At 71.0% G+C, this 21,028-nt stretch carries 17 protein-coding genes; 8 read left to right on the top strand and 9 right to left on the bottom strand.

Annotated elements, in window-relative coordinates:
• Positions 1 to 426: 426 nt before the first annotated feature.
• The 3 genes from AC07FA_RS15520 (at position 427) to AC07FA_RS15530 (ending at position 3,003) form a co-directional block, all read left to right on the top strand.
• Positions 427 to 1,080, top strand: coding sequence for a DUF6230 family protein (locus AC07FA_RS15520; protein WP_479075853.1), 654 nt, complete (start codon positions 427 to 429; stop codon positions 1,078 to 1,080).
• Between the two features lie 95 nt (positions 1,081 to 1,175).
• Entirely contained in the window at positions 1,176 to 1,733 is a 558-nt protein-coding gene (locus AC07FA_RS15525) for a DUF6114 domain-containing protein (RefSeq protein WP_479075854.1), read from the top strand.
• Positions 1,723 to 3,003 carry a hypothetical protein gene (locus AC07FA_RS15530; RefSeq protein WP_479075855.1) on the top strand — a complete coding sequence of 427 codons (1,281 nt, stop codon included), beginning with the start codon at positions 1,723 to 1,725 and terminating at the stop codon, positions 3,001 to 3,003. The genes AC07FA_RS15525 and AC07FA_RS15530 overlap by 11 nt, the downstream gene beginning before the upstream one ends.
• A gap of 85 nt (positions 3,004 to 3,088) precedes the next feature.
• On the opposite strand, the gene pyk is transcribed toward AC07FA_RS15530, so the two are convergent.
• The 3 genes from pyk to pta form a co-directional block, all read right to left on the bottom strand.
• Positions 3,089 to 4,519, bottom strand: a complete 1,431-nt coding sequence (gene pyk, locus AC07FA_RS15535) for a pyruvate kinase (RefSeq protein ID WP_479075857.1) — start codon at positions 4,517 to 4,519, stop codon at positions 3,089 to 3,091.
• 74 nt (positions 4,520 to 4,593) lie between these two features.
• Complete coding sequence (locus tag AC07FA_RS15540; protein ID WP_479075859.1) at positions 4,594 to 5,853, bottom strand: acetate kinase; 1,260 nt, start codon at positions 5,851 to 5,853, stop codon at positions 4,594 to 4,596.
• Positions 5,850 to 7,931: a phosphate acetyltransferase gene (gene pta / locus AC07FA_RS15545; protein ID WP_479075860.1), complete on the bottom strand. Its 2,082-nt coding sequence runs from the start codon at positions 7,929 to 7,931 to the stop codon at positions 5,850 to 5,852. The genes AC07FA_RS15540 and pta overlap by 4 nt, the downstream gene beginning before the upstream one ends.
• Before the next feature lie 359 nt (positions 7,932 to 8,290).
• On the opposite strand from pta, the gene AC07FA_RS15550 reads away from it, so the two are divergent.
• Positions 8,291 to 9,316, top strand: a complete 1,026-nt coding sequence (locus AC07FA_RS15550) for an ATP-dependent 6-phosphofructokinase (protein ID WP_479075862.1) — start codon at positions 8,291 to 8,293, stop codon at positions 9,314 to 9,316.
• Between the two features lie 153 nt (positions 9,317 to 9,469).
• Here the strand turns inward: AC07FA_RS15550 and AC07FA_RS15555 are convergent, their stop codons facing one another.
• The 3 genes from AC07FA_RS15555 to AC07FA_RS15565 all read right to left on the bottom strand — a co-directional run bounded on the left by AC07FA_RS15555 (position 9,470) and on the right by AC07FA_RS15565 (position 12,592).
• Entirely contained in the window at positions 9,470 to 10,093 is a 624-nt protein-coding gene (locus tag AC07FA_RS15555; protein ID WP_479075951.1) for a helix-turn-helix domain-containing protein, read from the bottom strand.
• Positions 10,094 to 10,256: 163 nt separating this feature from the next.
• Complete coding sequence (locus AC07FA_RS15560; RefSeq protein ID WP_479075863.1) at positions 10,257 to 10,931, bottom strand: response regulator; 675 nt, start codon at positions 10,929 to 10,931, stop codon at positions 10,257 to 10,259.
• Positions 10,928 to 12,592: a sensor histidine kinase gene (locus tag AC07FA_RS15565; RefSeq protein ID WP_479075864.1), complete on the bottom strand. Its 1,665-nt coding sequence runs from the start codon at positions 12,590 to 12,592 to the stop codon at positions 10,928 to 10,930. Before AC07FA_RS15565 ends, AC07FA_RS15560 begins: the two co-directional genes overlap by 4 nt.
• A 159-nt stretch (positions 12,593 to 12,751) precedes the next feature.
• On the opposite strand from AC07FA_RS15565, the gene AC07FA_RS15570 reads away from it, so the two are divergent.
• The 4 genes from AC07FA_RS15570 to trxA all read left to right on the top strand — a co-directional run bounded on the left by AC07FA_RS15570 (position 12,752) and on the right by trxA (position 16,430).
• Positions 12,752 to 14,107 carry a cation:dicarboxylate symporter family transporter gene (locus AC07FA_RS15570; protein ID WP_479075866.1) on the top strand — a complete coding sequence of 452 codons (1,356 nt, stop codon included), beginning with the start codon at positions 12,752 to 12,754 and terminating at the stop codon, positions 14,105 to 14,107.
• Positions 14,108 to 14,219: 112 nt separating this feature from the next.
• Entirely contained in the window at positions 14,220 to 15,521 is a 1,302-nt protein-coding gene (locus tag AC07FA_RS15575; RefSeq protein ID WP_479075867.1) for a peptidase, read from the top strand.
• A 159-nt stretch (positions 15,522 to 15,680) separates the two neighbouring features.
• Positions 15,681 to 16,085, top strand: a complete 405-nt coding sequence (locus AC07FA_RS15580) for a MerR family transcriptional regulator (RefSeq protein WP_479075869.1) — start codon at positions 15,681 to 15,683, stop codon at positions 16,083 to 16,085.
• A 3-nt stretch (positions 16,086 to 16,088) separates the two neighbouring features.
• On the top strand, positions 16,089 to 16,430 hold the full coding sequence (gene trxA / locus AC07FA_RS15585) for a thioredoxin (protein WP_479075870.1): 342 nt from the start codon (positions 16,089 to 16,091) through the stop codon (positions 16,428 to 16,430).
• Between the two features lie 33 nt (positions 16,431 to 16,463).
• Here trxA and AC07FA_RS15590 read toward each other — a convergent pair whose 3' ends face one another.
• From AC07FA_RS15590 to AC07FA_RS15600, 3 genes are all read right to left on the bottom strand, one after another.
• Entirely contained in the window at positions 16,464 to 16,628 is a 165-nt protein-coding gene (locus tag AC07FA_RS15590; RefSeq protein ID WP_479075871.1) for a hypothetical protein, read from the bottom strand.
• Positions 16,629 to 16,733: 105 nt separating this feature from the next.
• On the bottom strand, positions 16,734 to 19,223 hold the full coding sequence (gene glgB, locus AC07FA_RS15595) for a 1,4-alpha-glucan branching enzyme (protein WP_479075873.1): 2,490 nt from the start codon (positions 19,221 to 19,223) through the stop codon (positions 16,734 to 16,736).
• Positions 19,224 to 19,290: 67 nt separating this feature from the next.
• Positions 19,291 to 20,817: a maltokinase N-terminal cap-like domain-containing protein gene (locus AC07FA_RS15600; protein ID WP_479075875.1), complete on the bottom strand. Its 1,527-nt coding sequence runs from the start codon at positions 20,815 to 20,817 to the stop codon at positions 19,291 to 19,293.
• Positions 20,818 to 21,028 lie beyond the last annotated feature (211 nt).

Consider the following 21,028-nt stretch of genomic DNA (forward strand, 5'->3'; position numbering starts at 1 on the left):
GTGTGACACCACCCAGGGTGGCCGGTCGATGCCGCCCCGTCGCGGCTTGGTTATCGGGCCGTTACTAGCGAGTAACGACACCCCTTGTGTCGCGGGCGTGAATGCACCACGATCGGCCAGGCTCGGTCCGATACCGCCACCCCGCCGCCAGTCGGGGCCGGCGGCCCTTTCGGGTCCCCACCGAGTGGATCGGCGGCAGTGGACGCCGATTCCGGACAGGGGGGTTCCTGCCATACGGCAGGGCCTGTCCGAACCGGTTGCGCAGAAGCGTGACCAGTGGTTGTCGCTCGGGGGTGATCGCCGGTGATTCGGATGCGGTACGCGCCTCCGGTCCGGGCGCTCTCCTTCCCGAGGACGTAGCACTTCTCCCATCCCAGGGCGGGCACGAGCCCGACCGGAGATGTACGTCCGAGAAGGAGGAAATTTATGAGTTCCCAAGTCCGCGGTGGGACGAGATGGAAGCGTTTCGCTCTCGTCATGGTGCCGAGCGTCGTCGCGACCGCAGCAGTGGGTGTCGGTCTCGCACAGGGTGCGCTGGCCGCGTCCTTCGCCGTGTCCGGCCAGAGCTTCAAGGTCAGCACGGACAAGCTCGTCGGTGAGGACTTCGTCCAGTACGGCAGCGTCGCTGTCGGCACGGACCTCGAGGGCAAGAAGGCTGCCCACCCGGTGGCGGTGTCGGGCTTCAGCAAGGCCACGATCACCAACATGTGCCAGTCGGTGGTCACGCCCAACCTGCCCTTCGGTCTCGGCAGCGTCAGCCTGGAGCTGAGCGCCGGTACGGACCCGAAGAAGCCGGTCAAGGCGACCAACCTGTACCTGGACATCGCTCAGCTCGATGCCGACGCGTACTTCGAGAAGATCGACATCGGTGTCGCGGCGGGTTCCCTCAACGACCCGAACGAGGCCGGGGACATAGGCATCCAGCCTGAGACCCAGGCCAACCCGAACGGCTTCGCGCAGCGTGCGGACAAGGCTGTCCTGACCAAGGTGGAGCAGACGGCCTGGGCGACCACGGCCGGAACCTTCCGGCTCAGCAACCTGAGCCTGAAGCTGCACAAGGGCGTCAAGGAGTGCTTCTAAGCACTCGCCCGGGTGGCCGGAACGCTCCCTGAGGGCCTCCGGCCGCCCACCCCTTCTCTTCTCACGGCAGTACCGGTTCCAGGGAGCTGTTTTCCATGAGCCCCGAGTCCACAGGGCAGAACGAGCACTACCTCACCGTCTTCCGGCGGGGATTCCGCACCTGGCGGGGTAACCGGCCGTTCTGGGCGGGCCTGTTCACCATTGTTGGTGGTGTACCCATCGCCTACTTCCCGTACGCGAACATGCACCTCGGCAACATGACGATCGCGATGTCCACCACCGCCGGCGCCGGATCGCTGATCATCGGGATCCTGCTGATCACGCTGGGCCTGACGATGTGGTTCCACCACATCGTGCGGGTGTTCGCCGGTGTCGCGGCGATCCTGCTGGCGCTGATCTCCATACCCGTCGCCAACATCGGCGGCTTCCTGATCGGCTTCCTGTTCTCCATGATGGGTGGCGCGCTGTCCATCTCCTGGGCGCCGGGCGAGCCGAAGGCGGCCGAGGACCCGTACCACAAGGGCGCGCCGCAGGAGCAGCCGCAGGCCGCGCTCTCCGAGGACGTGTTCCACGGGGCGCCCGTGCCCCAGCAGCAGCCGACCGCGTACGACACGGCGGTCGAGGCCGACGGCGGGGGGCACCGTGCGGGGTGACGACGGACAGCCGATGAACACGGTCACCGGCGAGGACCTCCGCGAGCGAAGAGGGCCGCGCCACGCGGCCCCGAGGAAGTCGCTGCTGACGAAGCTGCACATACCTGCGGGCAAGGCCTTCGCGCTCGCCGCGATGCCCACGGCGGTCTTCGTCGGCATGGGGCTCACCCCCAAGCTCGCGATGGCCGACGACGCTTCGGACATCCCCTTCGCCCCCGGGCCCTGTGTCACCCGCTCCGACGAGCCGAGTGAGTCGCAGGAGCCGAAGGCGACCACGACACCGTCCCCGAGCGCCACGCCGAGCGCTGACGCCACCGACACGGCCGAGAAGCCGGACGCCGCCGAACCCGACGCGACCGCACCGGCCACGCCGAAGCCCTCGGAGACCTCGACCGGGCCCGCCACCACGGCGCAGGACAAGCCCGCGGCGACGCCGACCGCGACGCCCGGGCCCACCGAGACGAAGAACCCGCTCGACCCGCTCGGTGTCGGCGACGCGCTCAAGGACATCTTCGACGGACCGGACAAGGAGACGGCCAGCCCGTCCCCGACTCCCACCACCGAGTCGCCCGAGCCGGCGGAGAGCCCGGCGACCACGCCGGAGACCAAGCCGGCGACCGAGCCTGCCGACAAGGCGAAGGACACGGTCGACAAGACCACCGACGCCATCCGCGACGCGGCGGACAAGGCGGGCAAGCAGGTCGAGGAGCTCGACGAGGACGTCAAGGGCCTCGACCCGGTGAAGGACGAGGACATCCCGGACGGCGCCAAGGAGCGCTTCCCGTGTCCGACGGCCGACCCCGAGGCGCTGGCGGCGGCCGAACTGGAGCAGGGACTGCCGCTGCTCCCGAACGAGCCGTGGGTCCTCGAATCGTCGATGCTCACGCTCAACGGGCTCGACTACAAGGGCATCGTCGAGGTGAAGCGGGCGGACGGCAGCATCAAGAAGGTGCTGAAGTTCACCGCGAACTCCATCGACATCAAGGACCTCCACCAGCTGACGGCCGGCCCGGCCGGCACGACCGGTCACGTCACGTCGGACGAGGGCTCCACGTCCACGATCCGCGACGGCGAGGTGACGATGTACACGGAGGAGCTGAAGGGCAACCTCTTCGGCCTCATCCCGGTCACCTTCAGCCCGGAGACCCCGCCGCCGCTGAACGTACCCTTCGCCTTCTTCACCAAGGTGAAGGTGACCCAGGCCGGCCAGTTCGGCGGCTCGCTCACGGTGCCCGGCCTGCAGAACTTCTTCACCGGCGGCAACGGCTAGCCGGCACGGACCCGTTCGGGAGCCGCACAACGACTGTGGCCCGCACCCCCGTTGAGCCGGGGGTGCGGGCCACAGTTCGTGCGCGTCAGTCGCGCTCGCCGCCGCCCAGGTGGTGGACCCGGACCATGTTGGTGGTGCCGGGGACGCCGGGGGGCGAGCCGGCCGTGATGACCATCGTGTCGCCGTCGTTGTAGCGGTTCAGCTTCAACAGCTCCGCGTCCACGAGGTCGACCATCGCGTCCGTGTTGTTCACGTGCGGGACGACGTAGGACTCGACGCCCCAGCTCAGGGCGAGCTGGTTGCGGGTGGCCTCCTCCGTGGTGAAGGCCAGGATCGGCTGCGCGGTGCGATAGCGGGAGAGACGGCGGGCCGTGTCACCGGACTTGGTGAAGGCGACCAGTGCCTTGCCGTCCAGGAAGTCCGCGATCTCGCAGGCCGCGCGGGCGACCGAACCGCCCTGCGTACGGGGCTTCTTGCCCGGGACCAGCGGCTGGAGGCCCTTGGAGAGGAGCTCCTCCTCGGCGGCGACGACGATCTTCGACATCGTCTTGACCGTCTCGATCGGGTACGCGCCCACGCTGGACTCGGCGGACAGCATGACCGCGTCGGCCCCGTCCAGGATCGCGTTGGCGACGTCGGACGCCTCGGCGCGCGTCGGGCGCGAGTTGGTGATCATCGACTCCATCATCTGGGTCGCCACGATCACCGGCTTGGCGTTGCGGCGGCACAGCTCGATGAGGCGCTTCTGCACCATCGGGACCTTTTCGAGCGGGTACTCGACGGCCAGGTCGCCACGGGCCACCATCACACCGTCGAAGGCGGCGACGACGCCCTCCATGTGCTCGACGGCCTGCGGCTTCTCCACCTTGGCGATGACGGGGACCCTGCGGCCCTCCTCGTCCATCACCTTGTGGACGTCCTTCACGTCCTCGGCGTCCCGTACGAAGGACAGGGCCACCAGGTCGCAGCCCATCCGGAGGGCGAACCGCAGGTCGTCGACGTCCTTCTCGGACAGGGCGGGCACGTTCACGGCCGCGCCGGGCAGGTTGATGCCCTTGTGGTCGGAGATGACACCGCCCTCGATGACGATGGTCCGGACCCGGGGGCCCTCGACCGCGACGACCTTGAGCTCGACGTTGCCGTCGTTGATCAGGATCGGGTCGCCCTTGGCGACGTCGCCGGGCAGCCCCTTGTAGGTCGTGCCGCAGATCGACTTGTCGCCGGGGACGTCCTCGGAGGTGATCGTGAACTCGTCCCCGCGGACCAGCTCGACGGGGCCCTCGGCGAACTTCGCCAGCCGGATCTTCGGTCCCTGGAGGTCGGCGAGCACACCGACCGCGCGGCCGGTCTCGGCGGCGGCCTTGCGGACCCGGTCGTATCGGCCCTGGTGCTCCTCATGGGTGCCGTGACTGAAATTGAAACGGGCCACGCTCATGCCGGCCTCGATCAGAGCGACGAGCTGCTCATGGGAGTCGACGGCGGGACCGAGGGTGCAGACGATTTTGGAACGGCGCATGAGGCGGATCCTATCGGTTTGTTTCGCTGCGGAATATTCCGTCTGGTGGAAGATACAAAGGGGCGCGGGGGTGCTCAGTTGTCGACCTGTCCGACGAGCGCGAACGTCTGGTCGGCGATCTCCAGCTCCTCGTCCGTCGGCACCACGGCGACCGCGACCCGCGCGTAATCCGGCGAGATCAGCCGGGGTTCGCGGGAGCGCACGGCGTTGAGGTCCGCGTCCACCGCCAGCCCGAGTTCCGCCAGACCGGCGATGGCAGCCTCCCGCACCGGAGCCGAGTTCTCCCCGACGCCCGCCGTGAAGACCACCGCGTCCACCCGCCCGAGGACCGCCGAATAGGCGCCGATGTACTTCTTCAGCCGGTGGATGTAGATGTCGAACGCGAGCGCGGCCCGCTCGTCGCCCTCGTCGACCCGGCGGCGGATCTCCCGCATGTCGTTGTCACCGCAGAGACCGACGAGACCGCTCTTCTTGTTCAGCAGGGCATCGATCTCGTCCGTGGACATTCCCGCCACCCGCTTCAGGTGGAAGGTGACGGCCGGATCGATGTCTCCCGAACGCGTACCCATGACCAGCCCTTCCAAGGGGGTCAGTCCCATCGAGGTGTCCACGCACCGGCCGCCCGCCACCGCGGACGCCGAAGCACCGTTGCCCAGGTGCAGGACGATCACGTTGACGTCCTCCGGCGGTCGGCCCAGCAGCTCGGCGGTCTTCCGCGAGACGTACGCGTGCGACGTGCCGTGGAAGCCGTAGCGGCGGATGCGGTGCGCGTCGGCCGTCTCGACGTCGATCGCGTACCGCGCCGCGCTCTCCGGCATCGTCGTGTGGAACGCCGTGTCGAAGACCGCGACCTGCGGCAGGTCCGGGCGCAGCGCACGCGCCGTGCGGATCCCGGTGATGTTCGCCGGGTTGTGGAGCGGGGCCACCGGGACGAGCCGCTCGATCTCCTCCAGCACCTCGTCCGTGATCACGGTGGGTTCGGTGAACCGCAGCCCGCCGTGCACCACCCGGTGACCGATCGCCGCCAGTTCGGGGGAGTCGAGACCGAGACCGTCGGCCGTCAGCTCCTCGGCGGCCGCCTTCAGTGCCTCGTCGTGGTCCGCGATCCGGCCGGTGCGCTCGCGTGGCTCCGCGCCGCCGCCCTCCAGGAGGGTGTGGGTGAGCCGGGAGGTCTCCTCGCCGATCCGCTCGATCAGGCCGACCGCGAGCCGGGAGTGGTCGCGCATGTCGAGGAGCTGGTACTTCACCGACGAGGAGCCGGAGTTGAGTACGAGGACGCGATGGGGGCGCGCGGGGGCCGCGGTGGTCGTCTCTTCACTGATCGGGGTGGTCATCCGGTGAGCTCCTCGCCCTGTGCCTGGATCGCGGTGATGGCGACCGTGGTGACGATGTCCTGGACGAGCGCGCCGCGGGACAGGTCGTTGACCGGCTTGCGCAGCCCCTGGAGCACCGGGCCGACGGCCACCGCGCCCGCCGAGCGCTGCACGGCCTTGTAGGTGTTGTTGCCGGTGTTGAGGTCCGGGAAGATCAGTACAGTCGCCTGCCCCGCCACCTCCGAACCGGGCAGTTTCGTCGCCGCGACGGACGGCTCGACCGCCGCGTCGTACTGGATCGGTCCCTCGATCCGCAGATCCGGCCGTGACGCGCGTACCCGCTCCGTCGCCTCCCGCACCTTCTCGACGTCCGCACCCGTCCCCGAGGTGCCCGTCGAGTACGACAGCATCGCGATGCGGGGGTCCACGCCGAACCTGGCGGCGGTGGCGGCCGACTGCACGGCGATGTCCGCGAGCTGTTCGGCGTCCGGGTCCGGGTTGACCGCGCAGTCGCCGTACACCAGGACCTTGTCGGCCAGGCACATGAAGAAGACGGACGAGACGATGGAGGCGTCCGGCTTCGTCTTGATGATCTCGAAGGCCGGGCGGATCGTCGCCGCGGTCGAGTGCACCGACCCGGAGACCATGCCGTCGGCCAGGCCCTCCTGGACCATCAGCGTGCCGAAGTAGTTCACGTCCGACACGACGTCGTACGCGAGCTCCACCGTCACCCCGCGGTGCGCGCGCAGCTGCGCGTACCGCTCGGCGAAGGACTGACGCAGTTCGGAGGTCTGCGGGTCGATCAGCTGGGTCCCGGCGAGATCGATGCCGAGGTCCGCGGTCTTCTTGCGGATCACGTCGACGTCGCCGAGGAGCGTCAGGTCGCAGACGTCGCGCCGCAGCAGCACGTCGGCGGCGCGCAGCACCCGCTCCTCGGTGCCCTCGGGCAGAACGACCCGGCGCCGCTTGGCGCGGGCCTGCTCCAGCAGGTCGTGCTCGAACATCATCGGCGTGACCCGGCCGCTGCGGGCCACGGAGATCCGGCCCAGCAGGTCGGCGGTGTCCACATGGCGTTCGAAGAGGCCGAGCGCGGTCTCCGCCTTGCGGGGCGTCGCCGCGTTCAGCTTGCCCTCCAGGGTGAAGAGCTCCGCCGCGGTGGGGAAGGACCCGCCGGCCACGGCGACGACCGGGGTGCCCGGCGCGAGCCGGGCGGCCAGCCGCAGGATCTCCTCGCCCGGCCGTTCGTCCAGCGTCAGCAGCAGCCCCGCGATGGGCGGCGTGCCCGCGCTGTGCGCGGCCAGCGCGCCGATCACCAGGTCCGCCCGGTCCCCGGGGGTGACCACCATGCAGCCGGGAGTCAGCGCGTTCAGCACGTTCGGCAGCATGGCGCCGCCGAAGACGAAGTCCAGGGCGTCCCGGGACAGGCCCGCGTCGTCGCCGAGCAGCACGGTGCCGCCGAGCGCCGCGGTGATCTGGGCGACGGTGGGCGCGGAGAGCGCCGCGTCGTCCGGCAGGACCGAACAGGGGACCGGCAGCCGGGCCGTCAGCCGCTCGGCGAGCTTCTCGCGGTCCTCGGGTGCCACCCGGTTCACGATCATCGCGAGGACGTCGCAGCCGAGGCCCGCGTACGCGCGGTAGGCGTTGCGCGTCTCGGCGCGTACGGACTCGGAGGTCTGGCCCTTGCCGCCGACCACCGCGATCACCGAGGCGCCGAACTCGTTGGCCAGGCGGGCGTTGAGCGCCAGCTCGTCCGGGAGCTGGGTGGCGGCGAAGTCGGTGCCGAGGACCAGCACCACTTCGTAGTCACGGGCCACCTGGTGGAAGCGCTCGACGAGCAGGGAGACCAGTTCGTCGGTGCCCTTCTCCGCCTGGACCGCGGCCGCCTCGTGATAGTCGAGGCCGTAGACGCTCGCGGGGCTCTGGGTGAGCCGGTAACGGGCCCGCAGCAGCTCGAACAGCCGGTCGGGACCGTCGTGCACCAGCGGCCGGAAGACTCCGACCCGGTCCACCTGGCGCGTCAGTAGTTCCATGACTCCCAGGTCGACGACCTGGCGGCCGTCCCCCCGGTCGATTCCCGTCACGTACACGCTGCGCGCCACGCGTGCTCTCCCGTCCTGATCGGCCGTCTCGTCCGGTGGGGGTGCTGCTGCCCCGATGGGGGTGTCATTGGCTTGCATTGCTCTTGACGATACCTGCGGGGGCGCCGTGGGCGCCCGCCGGAGAGGGCCTGCCCAGGGGACCGTTCCCGGGCCCGTCACGAGGGCCCCGCCGATGGTCCTCCGCCCACCGGGGAGCCCGGCCCCGTGTCCTTCCCACCCCCCGCCCGGTTCTTCCGCAGGAGCAGCCGAAAGCGCGGGCGCCGGAGCCGGCGTGGGACAATTGCCGTGGCTCACGGTACGGGGGTCCCTTCGAGGAGCCCCCCGAATGCACGACACTAGCGAGCAGGAGACACAGCACGATGCGCATCGGAATTCTCACCGCAGGCGGCGACTGCCCTGGCCTGAACGCAGTGATCCGGTCGGTCGTGCACCGCGCCGTGGTGGGTCACGGCGATGAAGTCATCGGCTTCGAGGACGGGTTCAAGGGGCTGCTCGACGGCCACTTCAGGCCGCTCGATCTCAACGCCGTCAGCGGCATCCTGGCCCGTGGCGGCACCATTCTCGGTTCGGCCCGCCTGGAGCGCGACCGGCTGCGGGAAGCCGCCGAGAACTGCGACGAGCTGAGCCGCCGTTACGGTATCGACGCGCTCATCCCGATCGGCGGCGAGGGCACCCTGACCGCCGCCCGGATGCTGGCGGACGCCGGAATGCCCGTCGTCGGTGTGCCCAAGACCATCGACAACGACATCTCCGCGACCGACCGGACCTTCGGGTTCGACACCGCGGTGGGCGTCGCCACCGAAGCCATAGACCGCCTCAAGACGACCGCCGAATCGCACCAGCGGGTCATGGTCGTCGAGGTGATGGGCCGGCACGCGGGCTGGATCGCGCTGGAGTCCGGCATGGCGGGCGGTGCGCACGGGATCTGCCTGCCCGAGCGGCCCTTCCAGGTCGACGACCTGGTCAAGATGGTCGAGGAACGCTTCGCGCGCGGCAAGAAGTTCGCGGTGATCTGTGTCGCGGAGGGCGCGCACCCGGCCGAGGGCTCGATGCCGTACGCCAAGGGCGAGATCGACCAGTTCGGCCACGAGCGCTTCACCGGCATCGGCAACCGCCTCGCCATCGAGCTGGAGCGCAGGCTCGGCAAGGAGGCCCGGCCGGTCATCCTCGGACACGTGCAGCGCGGCGGGACCCCGACCGCGTACGACCGGGTGCTCGCGACGCGCTTCGGCTGGAACGCGGTGGAGGCCGTCCACCGCGGCGAGTTCGGCAGGATGACGGCGCTGCGGGGCAACGAGATCGTCATGGTCCCGCTCGCCGACGCGATCACCCGGCTGAAGACGGTGCCGGCGGACCGGATGTACGAGGCCGAGTCGGTCTTCTGACCTGGACGCGCGCCCCGGGCGCCGGCCCGCCCGCATTCCCCGTACGGACTTCCGGCCGGATTCCTTCCCCGGAGCAGCGCCTGGCCGCATCCCGGACCGTCCCCCCGGACGGTCCCGGCGCGGCTCCGGCGGTGCGTACGGCCGTGACGGCTGCTACACGCCTGTCGCGCGCCAGAAGTGCTCGACGATCCGGGCCAGGAAGGCGCGGCCCGCGTCTCCCGTCGCCGCCGGGCGCTGCGTGTCGGCGCCGCCCCAGCTCAGGGTCGAGACCATCAGCGACTGGTAGTCGGCGTGCAGCTGCTCCAGCACGTTCTGGATCAGGCCCCGGTCCAGCGGTACGAGCTTGGCCACCGGGCGTACGTACGCCTGCCAGCGCGTCGTCACCGCGCTGGTCAGCAGCTCGGACAGCTCCTCGTTCCGGCCGCTCGCGGTCAGGAACTGCGCGGCCGTCAGCTCCAGCGCCTCGCAGAGCGCCGCGGACTGCCGTTCGTTGCCGCGCCAGCGGCCCGACTCCTCCATCCGCTGGTACGAGGCACCGCTGAGCCCCGTCCGCCCGGCCAGCTCCTCCACCGAGAGGCCCCGGCTCAGCCGGTGCTCCCGCAGGGTGGACGCGGCGGTGAGCAGCTCGCCCGGCGCGCACCACAGCACACCGGCGAGCGCGGTCAGCTCGCGGTCGGTCGGCGTCGCCGTACCGCGCTCCCAGGCGATCACCGTCTCCGGCGGGAGCCGGAGGCCGTACTGGGCGGCGAGACCGTACGCGACATGACCGGGCGCCATCCCCAGAGCCTCGCGAAGTCGGCGCGCGGCGGGGGCGTTGAAGGGCGGAGTGGGGTGCACGGCCCCACCGTAAGAGTCCCCGGACCCACTGGCTACGGTCGGTTCCGCCCAGATCATCCTTCGTAGGAAGCTACTAGGACGAACCGGGTCCCCCTGGGCGCCGTCAGTGGCCTTCCGGAACCCAGCGGTAGTGCAGCTCCGGGCGCCCGACCTGTCCGTAATGCGGCCTGCGCGCCGCCCGGCCCACGGTCACCAGATGTTCCAGATAGCGGCGGGCCGTGATCCGGGACATGCCGAGTGCCTCACCGGCCGCCGCTGCGGTCAGCCCTTCCCCTGCGGCCCGCAGGGCCCGGGTCACCGCTTCCAGGGTCGGCCCGCTCAGCCCCTTGGGGAGCGCGGACGGATGCGTGACCCGCAGCGCGCCGAGCGCCCGGTCCACCTCCTCCTGGCCGCTCGCCTCACCCGCCGCCGCGCGGAACTCCGCGTACCGCACCAGCCGGTCCCGGAGCGTGGGATAGGTGAACGGCTTCAGTACGTACTGGACGACGCCGAGCGACACCCCTTCCCGCACCACCGCGAGATCACGCGCCGACGTCACGGCGATGACATCGGCCGCGTGACCGGCGGCCCGCAGCGAGCGCAGCAGCTGAAGACCGTGTCCGTCCGGCAGGTAGAGATCCAGGAGCAGCAGATCCACCGGGGTTCGCTCCAGCGCCCGCACCGCCTGAGCCCGCGAGTGCGCCACTGCCGCCACCTCGAAGCCCGGCACCCGCCCCACGTACAGCTGATGGGCGTCCGCCGCCACCGGGTCGTCCTCGACGACCAGGACCCGGATCACGCGGTGACCTCCTCGCCCGTACGCGCCCGCAGCGGCAGCCGCACCGTGAACTCGGCGCCGCCGTCCGTACCCCGGTCCAGCGTGACCGTCCCGCCGTTGCGGTGCGCGGCCTGCCGTACGAGCGCGAGACCGAGTCCGCGTCCGGCGCCGTGCGTCGACCAGCCGCGCCGGAAGACCTCGTCGGCGTCGTCCGGACCGATGCCCGCCCCGGTGTCGGCGACCCGCAGCAGCAGTTCGCCGTCCCCGGCGAGCGCCGTCACCGTGACCCGGGCCCGTGAACCGGTGCGCGGGGAGGGGACGGGCACGGCGCCCATCACGCCGGGGCCGCCCGTCGCCGCCTCCGAGGCCGCGTCCACCGCGTTGTCGATCAGATTGCCGAGGATGGTCACCAGATCGCGCTGCGCCAGCGTGGCGGGCAGCGCCCCGTCGTCGATCAGGCTGTCGGCGGCGAGCACCAGCTCCACGCCCCGCTCGTTCGCCTGCGCCGCCTTGCCGAGCAGCAGCGCCGCCAGCACCGGTTCCGCGACCGCGCCCACGACCCGGTCGGTGAGCTCCTGGGCCAGCTCCAGTTCCGCCGTGGCGAAGTCCACCGCCTCCTCGACGCGGCCCAGTTCGATCAGCGACACCACGGTGTGCAGCCGGTTCGCGGCCTCGTGCGCCTGGGAGCGCAGGGCCTGGGTGAATCCGCGCTCGGAGTCCAACTCCCCGGAGAGAGCCTGGAGTTCGGTGTGGTCCCGCAGGGTCACCACGGTGCCCCGCTGCTCCCCGCCCACCACCGGACGGGTGTTGACCACGATCACCCGGTCCGCCGCCAGATGCACCTCGTCGACCCGTGGCTCGGAGGCGAGCAGCGCCCCGGTCAGCGGGGCGGGCAGCGCCAGCTCGGCGACGGTCCGGCCGACCGCACCCGGCTCCAGGCCGAGCAGCTCCCGGCCCGCGTCGTTGATCAGCGCGATCCGCCGTCGCCCGTCGAGCATCAGCAGGCCCTCGCGGAGCGCGTGCAGCGTGGCCTCGTGATAGTCGTGCAGCCGGCTCAGCTCACCCGCGTTCATGCCGTGCGTGTGGCGCCGCAGCCGGGCGTTGATCACGTACGTACCGAGTCCGCCGAGCGCCAGCGCTCCGCCCGCCGCGAGACCCAGCGCGCCCAGCTGCTCGCGCACCTGCGTGGAGACCCGCTCGACGGTGATGCCTGCGCTGACGAGCCCGGTGATCCGGCCGCCGTCCCTGACCGGTGTCACCACCCGTATCGAGGGCCCGAGCGTGCCGGTGTACGTCTCGGTGAACGTCTCGCCGCGCAGCGCCTGCGCGGTGTGCCCGAGGAAGATCTCGCCGATCCGGCCGGTGTCCGGATGTGTCCAGCGCACCCCCCGCGGATTCATGATCGTGACGAAGGCGATGCCGGTCTCCCGGCGTACCTGTTCCGCGTACGGCTGGAGTGCGGCGGAGGGGTCCGGTGTACGGATCGCCTCCCGTACCGAGGGGGAACCGGCCACCGCCACCGCGGCGGCCCGTACCTGCCGGGTGGCGGTCTCCTCCGCCTGGGCGCTCCCGGAGGCGTACGCGAAGAACGCGCACCCGGCGACGACAGCGGCCACCAGCACGACCTGCATGGCGAAGAGCTGGCCGGCCAGGCTGCGGGGGCGGGTACGGGGGAGACGCATGCCGCCCAGTCTGCCTCGCCCGCTCCGCCGACGGTGGGTGGCTTGAACCCGACCGTGAACGATATGAACGCAAGGGTGACGGCCGTCACAGGGAGATGGATAGTCGCCGAGGCCCCCAGGGACGGGGGAGCGACCGCGACATCAGCCGAGGAGGCCCCCGTGGCAGCTGCAGCCGCAAGGCGGGACCGGACCCATTATCTCTACCTGGCCGTGATCGGAGCCGTGGTTCTCGGCATTCTGGTGGGCTTCGTGGCCCCCGGGGTCGCCGTGGAGCTCAAGCCCATCGGTACCGGCTTCGTGAACCTCATCAAGATGATGATCTCGCCGATCATCTTCTGCACGATCGTGCTGGGCGTCGGCTCCGTACGCAGGGCCGCCAAGGTCGGTGCCGTCGGCGGCCTCGCCCTCGGCTACTTCCTGGTGATGTCGACGGTCGCCCTCGCCATCGGCCTGGTCGTCGGCAACATCCTGGAGCCCGGCTCCGGCCTGCACCTCACCGAGGCGGCCCGCACCGCCGGTGAGCAGCAGGCGGCGGGCGCCAGCGAGTCGACCGTGGACTTCCTGCTCGGCATCATCCCGACCACGATGGTCTCCGCCTTCACCGGCGGCGAGGTCCTCCAGACGCTGCTCGTCGCCCTGCTCGCGGGCTTCGCGCTCCAGGCCATGGGGGCGGCCGGCGAACCGGTCCTGCGCGGTATCGGCCACATCCAGCGGCTCGTCTTCCGCATCCTCGCCATGATCATGTGGGCCGCCCCGGTCGGCGCGTTCGGCGCGATGGCCGCGGTGGTCGGCGAGACCGGCCTCGACGCGCTGAAGTCCCTGGCGATCATCATGATCGGCTTCTACATCACCTGCGCGCTCTTCGTCTTCGTGGTGCTCGGCACGATCCTGCGGCTCGTCGCCGGGGTCAATCTGCTGTCGCTGCTGAAGTACCTGGGCCGCGAGTTCCTGCTGATCCTGTCCACCTCCTCGTCGGAGTCGGCCCTGCCCCGGCTCATCGCGAAGATGGAGCACCTGGGTATCAGCAAGCCCGTCGTCGGCATCACCGTGCCGACCGGCTACTCCTTCAACCTCGACGGCACCGCGATCTACCTCACGATGTCCTCGCTCTTCATCGCCAATGCGATGGGCGACCCGCTGACCGCGAGCGAGCAGATCTCGCTCCTGGTCTTCATGGTGATCGCGTCGAAGGGCGCCGCGGGCGTCACCGGCGCCGGACTCGCCACCCTCGCGGGCGGCCTCCAGTCCCACCGGCCCGAACTGGTCGACGGCGTCGGACTGATCGTCGGCATCGACCGCTTCATGAGCGAGGCCCGCGCCCTGACGAACTTCGCGGGCAACGCGGTCGCCACGGTCCTCGTCGGCACCTGGACCAAGGAGATCGACAAGGAGCGGGTCGGTGAGGTCCTCGCCGGCCGGGTCCCGTTCGACGAGAAGACGCTCACCGACGACGCGCCGGTGGAGAGCGTGGTCCCCGAGCCCCGTGAGGGCGGCGAGCTGCCGGCGAAGGTCTGACGGGGGCGGAGGGGCGTACAACCCTGCGATGGTCGAACGAGTCTCCTGTTCACGTACGTGTTGTGCCGGAGACGGCATCTCTTCCATCGCACGCCATAACGAGGGAACCTCTATGACTCACGCCCTTCCCGGCCGCCGCCTTTCGCGCGCCGCGGTCGGTGTTCTCGCCGCCGTCGCGCTGACCGGGCTCGGGTCCGTGCCCGCGGCAGCCGAGGAGGAGCCCGACCTCGGGATCGGGACGCTCGCCCCGGTCTCGGGGCTGCGCCCCGGCAGCGGCTTCGACCTGCCGTTCTCGGTGCTGAACAAGAGCACCGAGGAGGTCGGGAAGGTCTGGGTCAGTTACTCCGTCACGTCGGGTCTCGCCTCGGCGGACTCCTATTCCAACTGCGAGTACTACACGGCGTTCTCCGTCGACGAAAGCCCGGAGTCGCATGTCGCGGTGTGCCTTGTCGAGCAGCCGCTGAAGCCCGGCGTCGTGTACGTGCCGGAGCATCCGATCGGACTGAAGGCGCTGGACAACGCGCTCTACGACACCATCTACATGACGGTCCGGACCGAGCAGAGCGGGCCGACGGAGGGTGGCCAGACGGATCCCGTGGCGGGCACGGGCGCCCCGCTGAAGCTGGTCGAGAAGGCCCCGGCGACCGAGGCGGACCTGACGAACCACCCCGAGATGTACAGCATCACCGACGCCACCGCGCAGAACACGGCCGACTTCTCGCTGACCGGCGCCCAGCTCAAGGGCAAGGCGGGCGACAAGGTCACCGCCGACGTGGCGTTCGTCAACAAGGGCCCGGCCTGGGTCTACCGCGAGCGGGGCCAGGGAGCGGCCGTCGTCGACATCCGGATTCCGGCGGGTACGTCGGTGGTGAAGGCGCACGGCTTCTGCCACCCGGTCACCAAGACGCACTACCGCTGCGGGACCTCGCAGTCCTGGGTGGACGAGAAGGGCGGCGAGGCGTACCCCTTCGTACTCCGGATCGACAAGGTCATCGAGGGCGCGACCGGAAAGGTCTCCTTCTCCGGGCCGGCCAGGCCCTTCGACAAGAACCCGGCCAATGACACCGCCGAGATCGTGATCAATGCCGGCTCGGGCACCACGGGCGGTTCCTCGTCCGGCGGTTCCTCCGCCGCCGGAGGGTCCTCCACCAGCGGCGGTACGGCCGCCTCCGGCGGAACCTCGTCCGGCGGCTCGGACTCGGCCTCCGGCGGCGGCTCGGCCTCCTCGTCCTCGTCCACGTCCGGTGGCTCCGCCGCCACCGGTGGCTCCGACCCGCGGACGACGACGGGCGGCGGCCTGGCGGCGACCGGCTCCGACTCCACCCTCCCGGTGGCCGGTGCCGCGGCGGCGGCGCTGATCGCGGGCGGCGGGATCTTCTACGCCGTCCGGAGGCGGGCAGCGGCAGGCAAGTAGTCCCCGCGTGGCCGGTACGGGACTCCCGTACCGGCCACAGCTGTGTCCGGCCACCGGCCGAAGGCCGCGAAACCCGGTGAAGGTATGCGGTCACGACGGGGCCGGGCGTGAGCACCGGGGCCTTGCCTTGACGTCCACGTCAAGGATTACCGTCGGAGTATGCGAATCGGGGAGCTGGCCGAGCGGGCCGGGACGACCACGCGGACTCTGCGCTACTACGAGTCACGCGGGCTGCTGCACGCACGGCGGGCGGTGAACGGCTACCGCACGTACGACGAGGACGATCTGCGGATGCTCCAGCAGATCCGGACCCTTCAGGACTTCGGGTTCGACCTGGAGGAGACCCGGCCGTTCGTCGAATGCCTGCGCGCCGGCCACCCGGCCGGTGACGCATGCCCCGCCTCCCTCGCCGTCTACCGCCGCAAACTCGGCGAACTCGACACGCTCATCGAGCAGTTGCAGACGGTCAGGGCGGAGGTGGGTACGCAGCTGGCCCGCGCCGAACTGGAGGCGTCGGCAGAACTGCCCGGCGGACCCGAACCACGTTGCGAACTGGGAGGATGACGAATGATTCACGCAGAGGGTGTGGCCGAGGTCACCGACGCGACCTTCGACGAGGAGGTCCTGGGAGCGGGCCTCCCGGTCCTGGTGGAGTTCACCGCCGACTGGTGCGGCCCCTGCCGCCAGCTCGCCCCGGTGCTCAGCGCCGTGGCGGCTGAGGAGAGCGACCGGATCAAGGTCGTCCAGCTCGACGTGGACGCCAACCCGGGCATCACGTCCCGGTACGCGGTGCTGTCGATGCCGACCCTGATGGTCTTCCACGCGGGCGAACCGGTGAAGTCCATGGTCGGTGCCCGCCCCAAGCGCAAGCTCCTCCAGGAACTGGAGGACGTGTTCACGGCGGCCTGAGCCTCGTGCCGGCATGCCGGCCGGCCACCCGGATCAGTGGTTCCCGCCCCCGCAGCCGCCGCCGGAGCCGCAGCTGTGGTGGTGGCCGCCCGTGGTGTCCGGTGCCTGGTCGGAGTGTCTGTCCTCCTCCCGGTCCAGTGCCTTGCCCAGCTTCGTCAGGTGAAGGCGGTCTCGGAGCGGGCGATCGCGAAGGGGCACGGCCGTGACTCCTGGGCAAGCACCGTGGAGGCCCTGGGCGGCGCGTGAGAGGGGCCCGCACCGGCGGACCGGTGCGGGCCCCCTCCCGGGCGTGGGATCAACCGGTCAGGCCGGGCGGAAGTACACCGTGGCCAGCGGCGGCAGGGTCAGGAGCACGCTGGTCTCCCTGCCGTGCATGGCCACCGCCTCCGGCTTCAGCGGCTCCTCGTTGCGCACGTCGCCACCGCCGTACCGGGCCGCGTCCGTGTTCATGATCTCCACCCACCTCTCGAAGCCCTCCGGTACGCCGACGCGGTAGTCGTGGCGTACCACCGGGGAGAAGTGCGAGATCGCCAGGAGCGGCGCGCCGTCGGCGTCGTAACGCAGGAACGCGAACACGTTGTCCTCGAAGGCGTTCCCGTCGACCCAGGCGAAGCCCTCCGGCACGGTGTCGCGCTGCCAGAGGGCGGGCACCGCCCCGTACACCGCGTTGAGATCGCTCACCAGGGTGCGTACGCCACGGTGGTCGTCCGAGGCCGCGTACGAGGGGTCGAGCAGCCACCAGTCCGGTCCGTGTCCCTCGGACCACTCCGCTCCCTGGGCGAACTCCTGGCCCATGAAGAGGAGTTGCTTGCCCGGGTGGGCCCACATGAAGCCGAGGTAGGCCCGGTGGTTGGCGCGCTGCTGCCACCAGTCGCCCGGCATCTTGGTGACCAGTGCCTGCTTCCCGTGCACCACCTCGTCGTGCGAGATCGGCAGGACGTAGTTCTCGCTGTACGCGTACACCATCGAGAAGGTCATCTCGTTGTGGTGGTACTTGCGGTGCACCGGCTCCTTCGACACGTAGTCGAGCGAGTCGTGCATCCAGCCCATGTTCCACTTCAGTCCGAAACCCAGCCCGCCGAAGCCGCCGTGGCCGACATGGTGCGTGGCGCGCGTGACGCCGTCCCAGGCGGTGGACTCCTCGGCGATCGTGACGACGCCGGGGTTGCGCCGGTAGACGGTCGCGTTCATCTCCTGGAGGAAGGCGACGGCGTCCAGGTTCTCCCGGCCGCCGTGCTCGTTCGGCGACCACTGCCCGTCCTCGCGGGAGTAGTCGAGGTAGAGCATCGAGGCCACCGCGTCGACCCGCAGGCCGTCGATGTGGAACTCCTCGCACCAGTAGGTGGCGTTGGAGACCAGGAAGTTGCGGACCTCCTTGCGGCCGTAGTCGAACTCCAGCGTGCCCCAGTCGGGGTGCGCGGCCCGGGACGGGTCCGAGTGCTCGTAGAGCGGGCGGCCGTCGAACTCGGCGAGCGCCCAGTCGTCACGCGGGAAGTGCGCGGGCACCCAGTCGACGATGACCCCGATGCCCGCCTGGTGCAGGGCGTCGACGAGGTGACGGAAGTCGTCCGGACCGCCCATGCGTGAGGTCGGGGCGTAGAAGCCCGTGACCTGGTAGCCCCAGGAACCGCCGAAGGGGTGCTCGGACACGGGCATCAGCTCGACGTGCGTGAAGCCCAGATCGCGCACGTAGGCAGGCAGCTGCGTGGCGAGCTGGCGATAGGTCAATCCTGGTCGCCAGGACGGGAGATGGACCTCGTACACGGAGAACGGTGCCTCGTGGACCGGGCGGTCGCCCCGGTGCGCCATCCAGTCCGCGTCCTGCCACTCGTGGTGCGAGTCGGTGACCACCGAGGCGTTGGCCGGAGGAACCTCCGCCTGCCGGGCCATCGGGTCGGCGCGCAGCGTGTGCGAACCGTCGGGGCGGCAGATGTCGAACTTGTACAGGGCGCCCTCGCCGACCGCGGGGACGAACAGCTCCCACACGCCCGAGGAGCCCAGCGAGCGCATCGGGAAGCCCGTGCCGTCCCAGTAGTTGAAGTCACCGGTGACCCGCACCCCTCGCGCGTTCGGCGCCCACACGGTGAAGCGGGTGCCGGCCACGCCCTGGTGCTCCATCGGCCGGGCGCCGAGAGCGGTCCACAGCTCCTCGTGCCGTCCCTCGCCGATCAGATGCAGGTCGAGTTCGCCGAGCGCGGGCAGGAAGCGGTACGGGTCGTGGACCTCGATCTCGTTGTCCTCGTAGACGACCGAGAGCCGGTACTCGGGTACGTCGGAGATCGGCAGGACCCCGGCGAAGAATCCGTCGCCGTCCTCGTGCAGTTCCGCCCGCAGCCCTTCGGCGATCACGGTCACCGAACGGGCGAAGGGGCGCAGCGCGCGGAACTCCACCCCGCCCCGGGTCCGGTGCGCGCCCAGCAGGTCGTGCGGGGCGTGGTGCTCACCGGAGAGCAGCCGGCCCCGGTCGCCGCCGTCCAGTGCGACGGCGGGCAGGACGGCCTTGCTGCCGCCCCCGCGCCGGGGGCGGGGCGGCGTGGTGGCGGCCCGCTTGGCCCGGGTCCGCTTGGCCGGCGGCGCGGCGGCCTTGGTGGCCGCGGACGCGTCCTTCGCCGCGGACGCGTCCTTCGTCGCGGGCGCCCTCTTCGTCGCGGGAGCCGCAGGGGCAGCGGGAGCCGCAGGCGCAGCGGGTACGGCGGGTGCGGTCGGGGCGGAGACCTCGGTGGTCACCGGCTGCTGGACGGGTGGGGCCTCGATGGGATCCGACGTTTTGCGGGACGGCTTGCGGGCGGTCACAGAGACTGCCTCCTCGGAGGGGAGAAGCGAAGGGGAGTGGAGGGGGAGAGGGGAGAAGCGGGGTGGTTCAGTCGTTCGCCGTGGCCAGACGCTGGATCGCGGCCATCGGCACCGGCAGCCAGTCGGGCCGGTTCCGTGCCTCGTACAGCACCTCGTACACCGCCTTGTCGGTCTCGTAGGCACGCAGCAGTTCCGGCTCACCGCGCGGATCGGACCCCGCGGCCTGCGCGTATCCCTCGCAGTACGCGGCGCGGCAGCGGGCCGCCCACTCCGCGTTCCACGGGCGGTGCGAGCGGGCCGCGTAGTCGAAGGAGCGGAGCATGCCCGCGACATCACGCACAGGCGGCTGTGGACGGCGGCGTTCCGGGAGGGGCCGGGCGGGCTCCCCCTCGAAGTCGATCAGTGACCAGAAACCGTCGTCGGCGCGCAGCGTCTGGCCGAGATGGAGATCGCCGTGGACCCGCTGGGCCGCCCAGCCACTGCCCTCGTGACCGAGCGCGGCGACGGCGTCGAAGGCGGTGCGCAGCCCCGGCACGTACGGCACGAGTGCCGGCACGGCCCGGGCGGCGGCCTCCAGCCGTTCCGTCATCCCGTCGACGAGCTGCCGGGTCTGCGAGTGGCGCAGTACGGGCGTCGGCAGCGCGGCGGCGAGCGCGGTGTGGACCTCGGCGGTGGCCACGCCCAGGGCGTGGGCCTCCGGTACGAAGTCCCGGCCCTCGGCGAGCGCGCCGAGGGCGAGCTGCCAGCCGTCCCGCGCACCGCGCAGGAACGGCTGGAGCACGCCGAGCGTCACCGGGTGGGGTGCGGTGGCCTCGAACCAGGCGACCGGGGCGGGCACCCGTCGGCAGCCTTCGCGGGTGAGGGCGAGCGGCAGCTCCAGATCAGGGTTGGTGCCGGGGAAGACCCGGCGGAAGATCTTGAGGATGTAGGCGTCGCCGTACACGAGCGAGGAGTTGGACTGCTCGGTGTCCAGGAGCCGGGGAGCGAGTCCGGCGGGGATCGCGGCGGCCTGTTCGAAGCGGACCGGACCGAGGGCGCCGGGGCGGCGGAACCGTTCCAGCAGGAGTTCGGCGACCCGTGGGTCGTGCAGACCCTCGTACACCGTGAGGCCGGCCAGCGGCCCTTCCTGGACCCGGCCGATGCGGGCGCCGGCCAGCAGGGTGGGGAGGCTGGCCCGTACGCCGAGCAGGAGTTGGTAGCAGTCGCCCGGCGCGTTCGCCGGCCCGGGCTGGTGGGCCCTGACGAGCAGATGGAGCAGCCCGGGACCCGGACCGGCAGAGCTCACCGGCAGTATCTCGGTGGCCGACACGAGCGTGAAGCGCGTGACCGGCTGGCCCTTGCCCGCGAACCAGCGCTGGCCCGGAAGCCAGGCATGGAGCAGGGGAGCGAGGGAGGGCAGCAGTTCCGCGCCGACGACCGGACCGGCCGGCATGCGCGTCGTCGCGCTCCCGGACGTCTGCCCCGGCGCGCTTGGGGCGGTGCTGTCCGCCGCACCCGCCTCCGAGCTGGTCTGCGGTGGCGGCTGGGCGCTCATTGTTGTGCTCTTCTTTTTACTCTTCGATGTGGCGACTCGAGTGGATGCAGCCTCCGACATGGCATCGCGTCCTTTCCCCGGGCACACCACAGGATGCGAAGAGTGTCCCGGATTGCGGCAATGGCTGTCCGGCTGTGCGGGACGTGTCGGGAGAGGATGGTCCGTACGGACTCGATCTTTGGCCCCGAAGGGGCCGGAGGAGCCCGGAAGAGCTCGATATGGGGGAGAGTGCCCCCTGCGGGGCGGCGGAAACCGCCCCGCGAGAGGTCGT

The organism is Streptomyces sp. NPDC045968 (genome assembly GCF_056430475.1).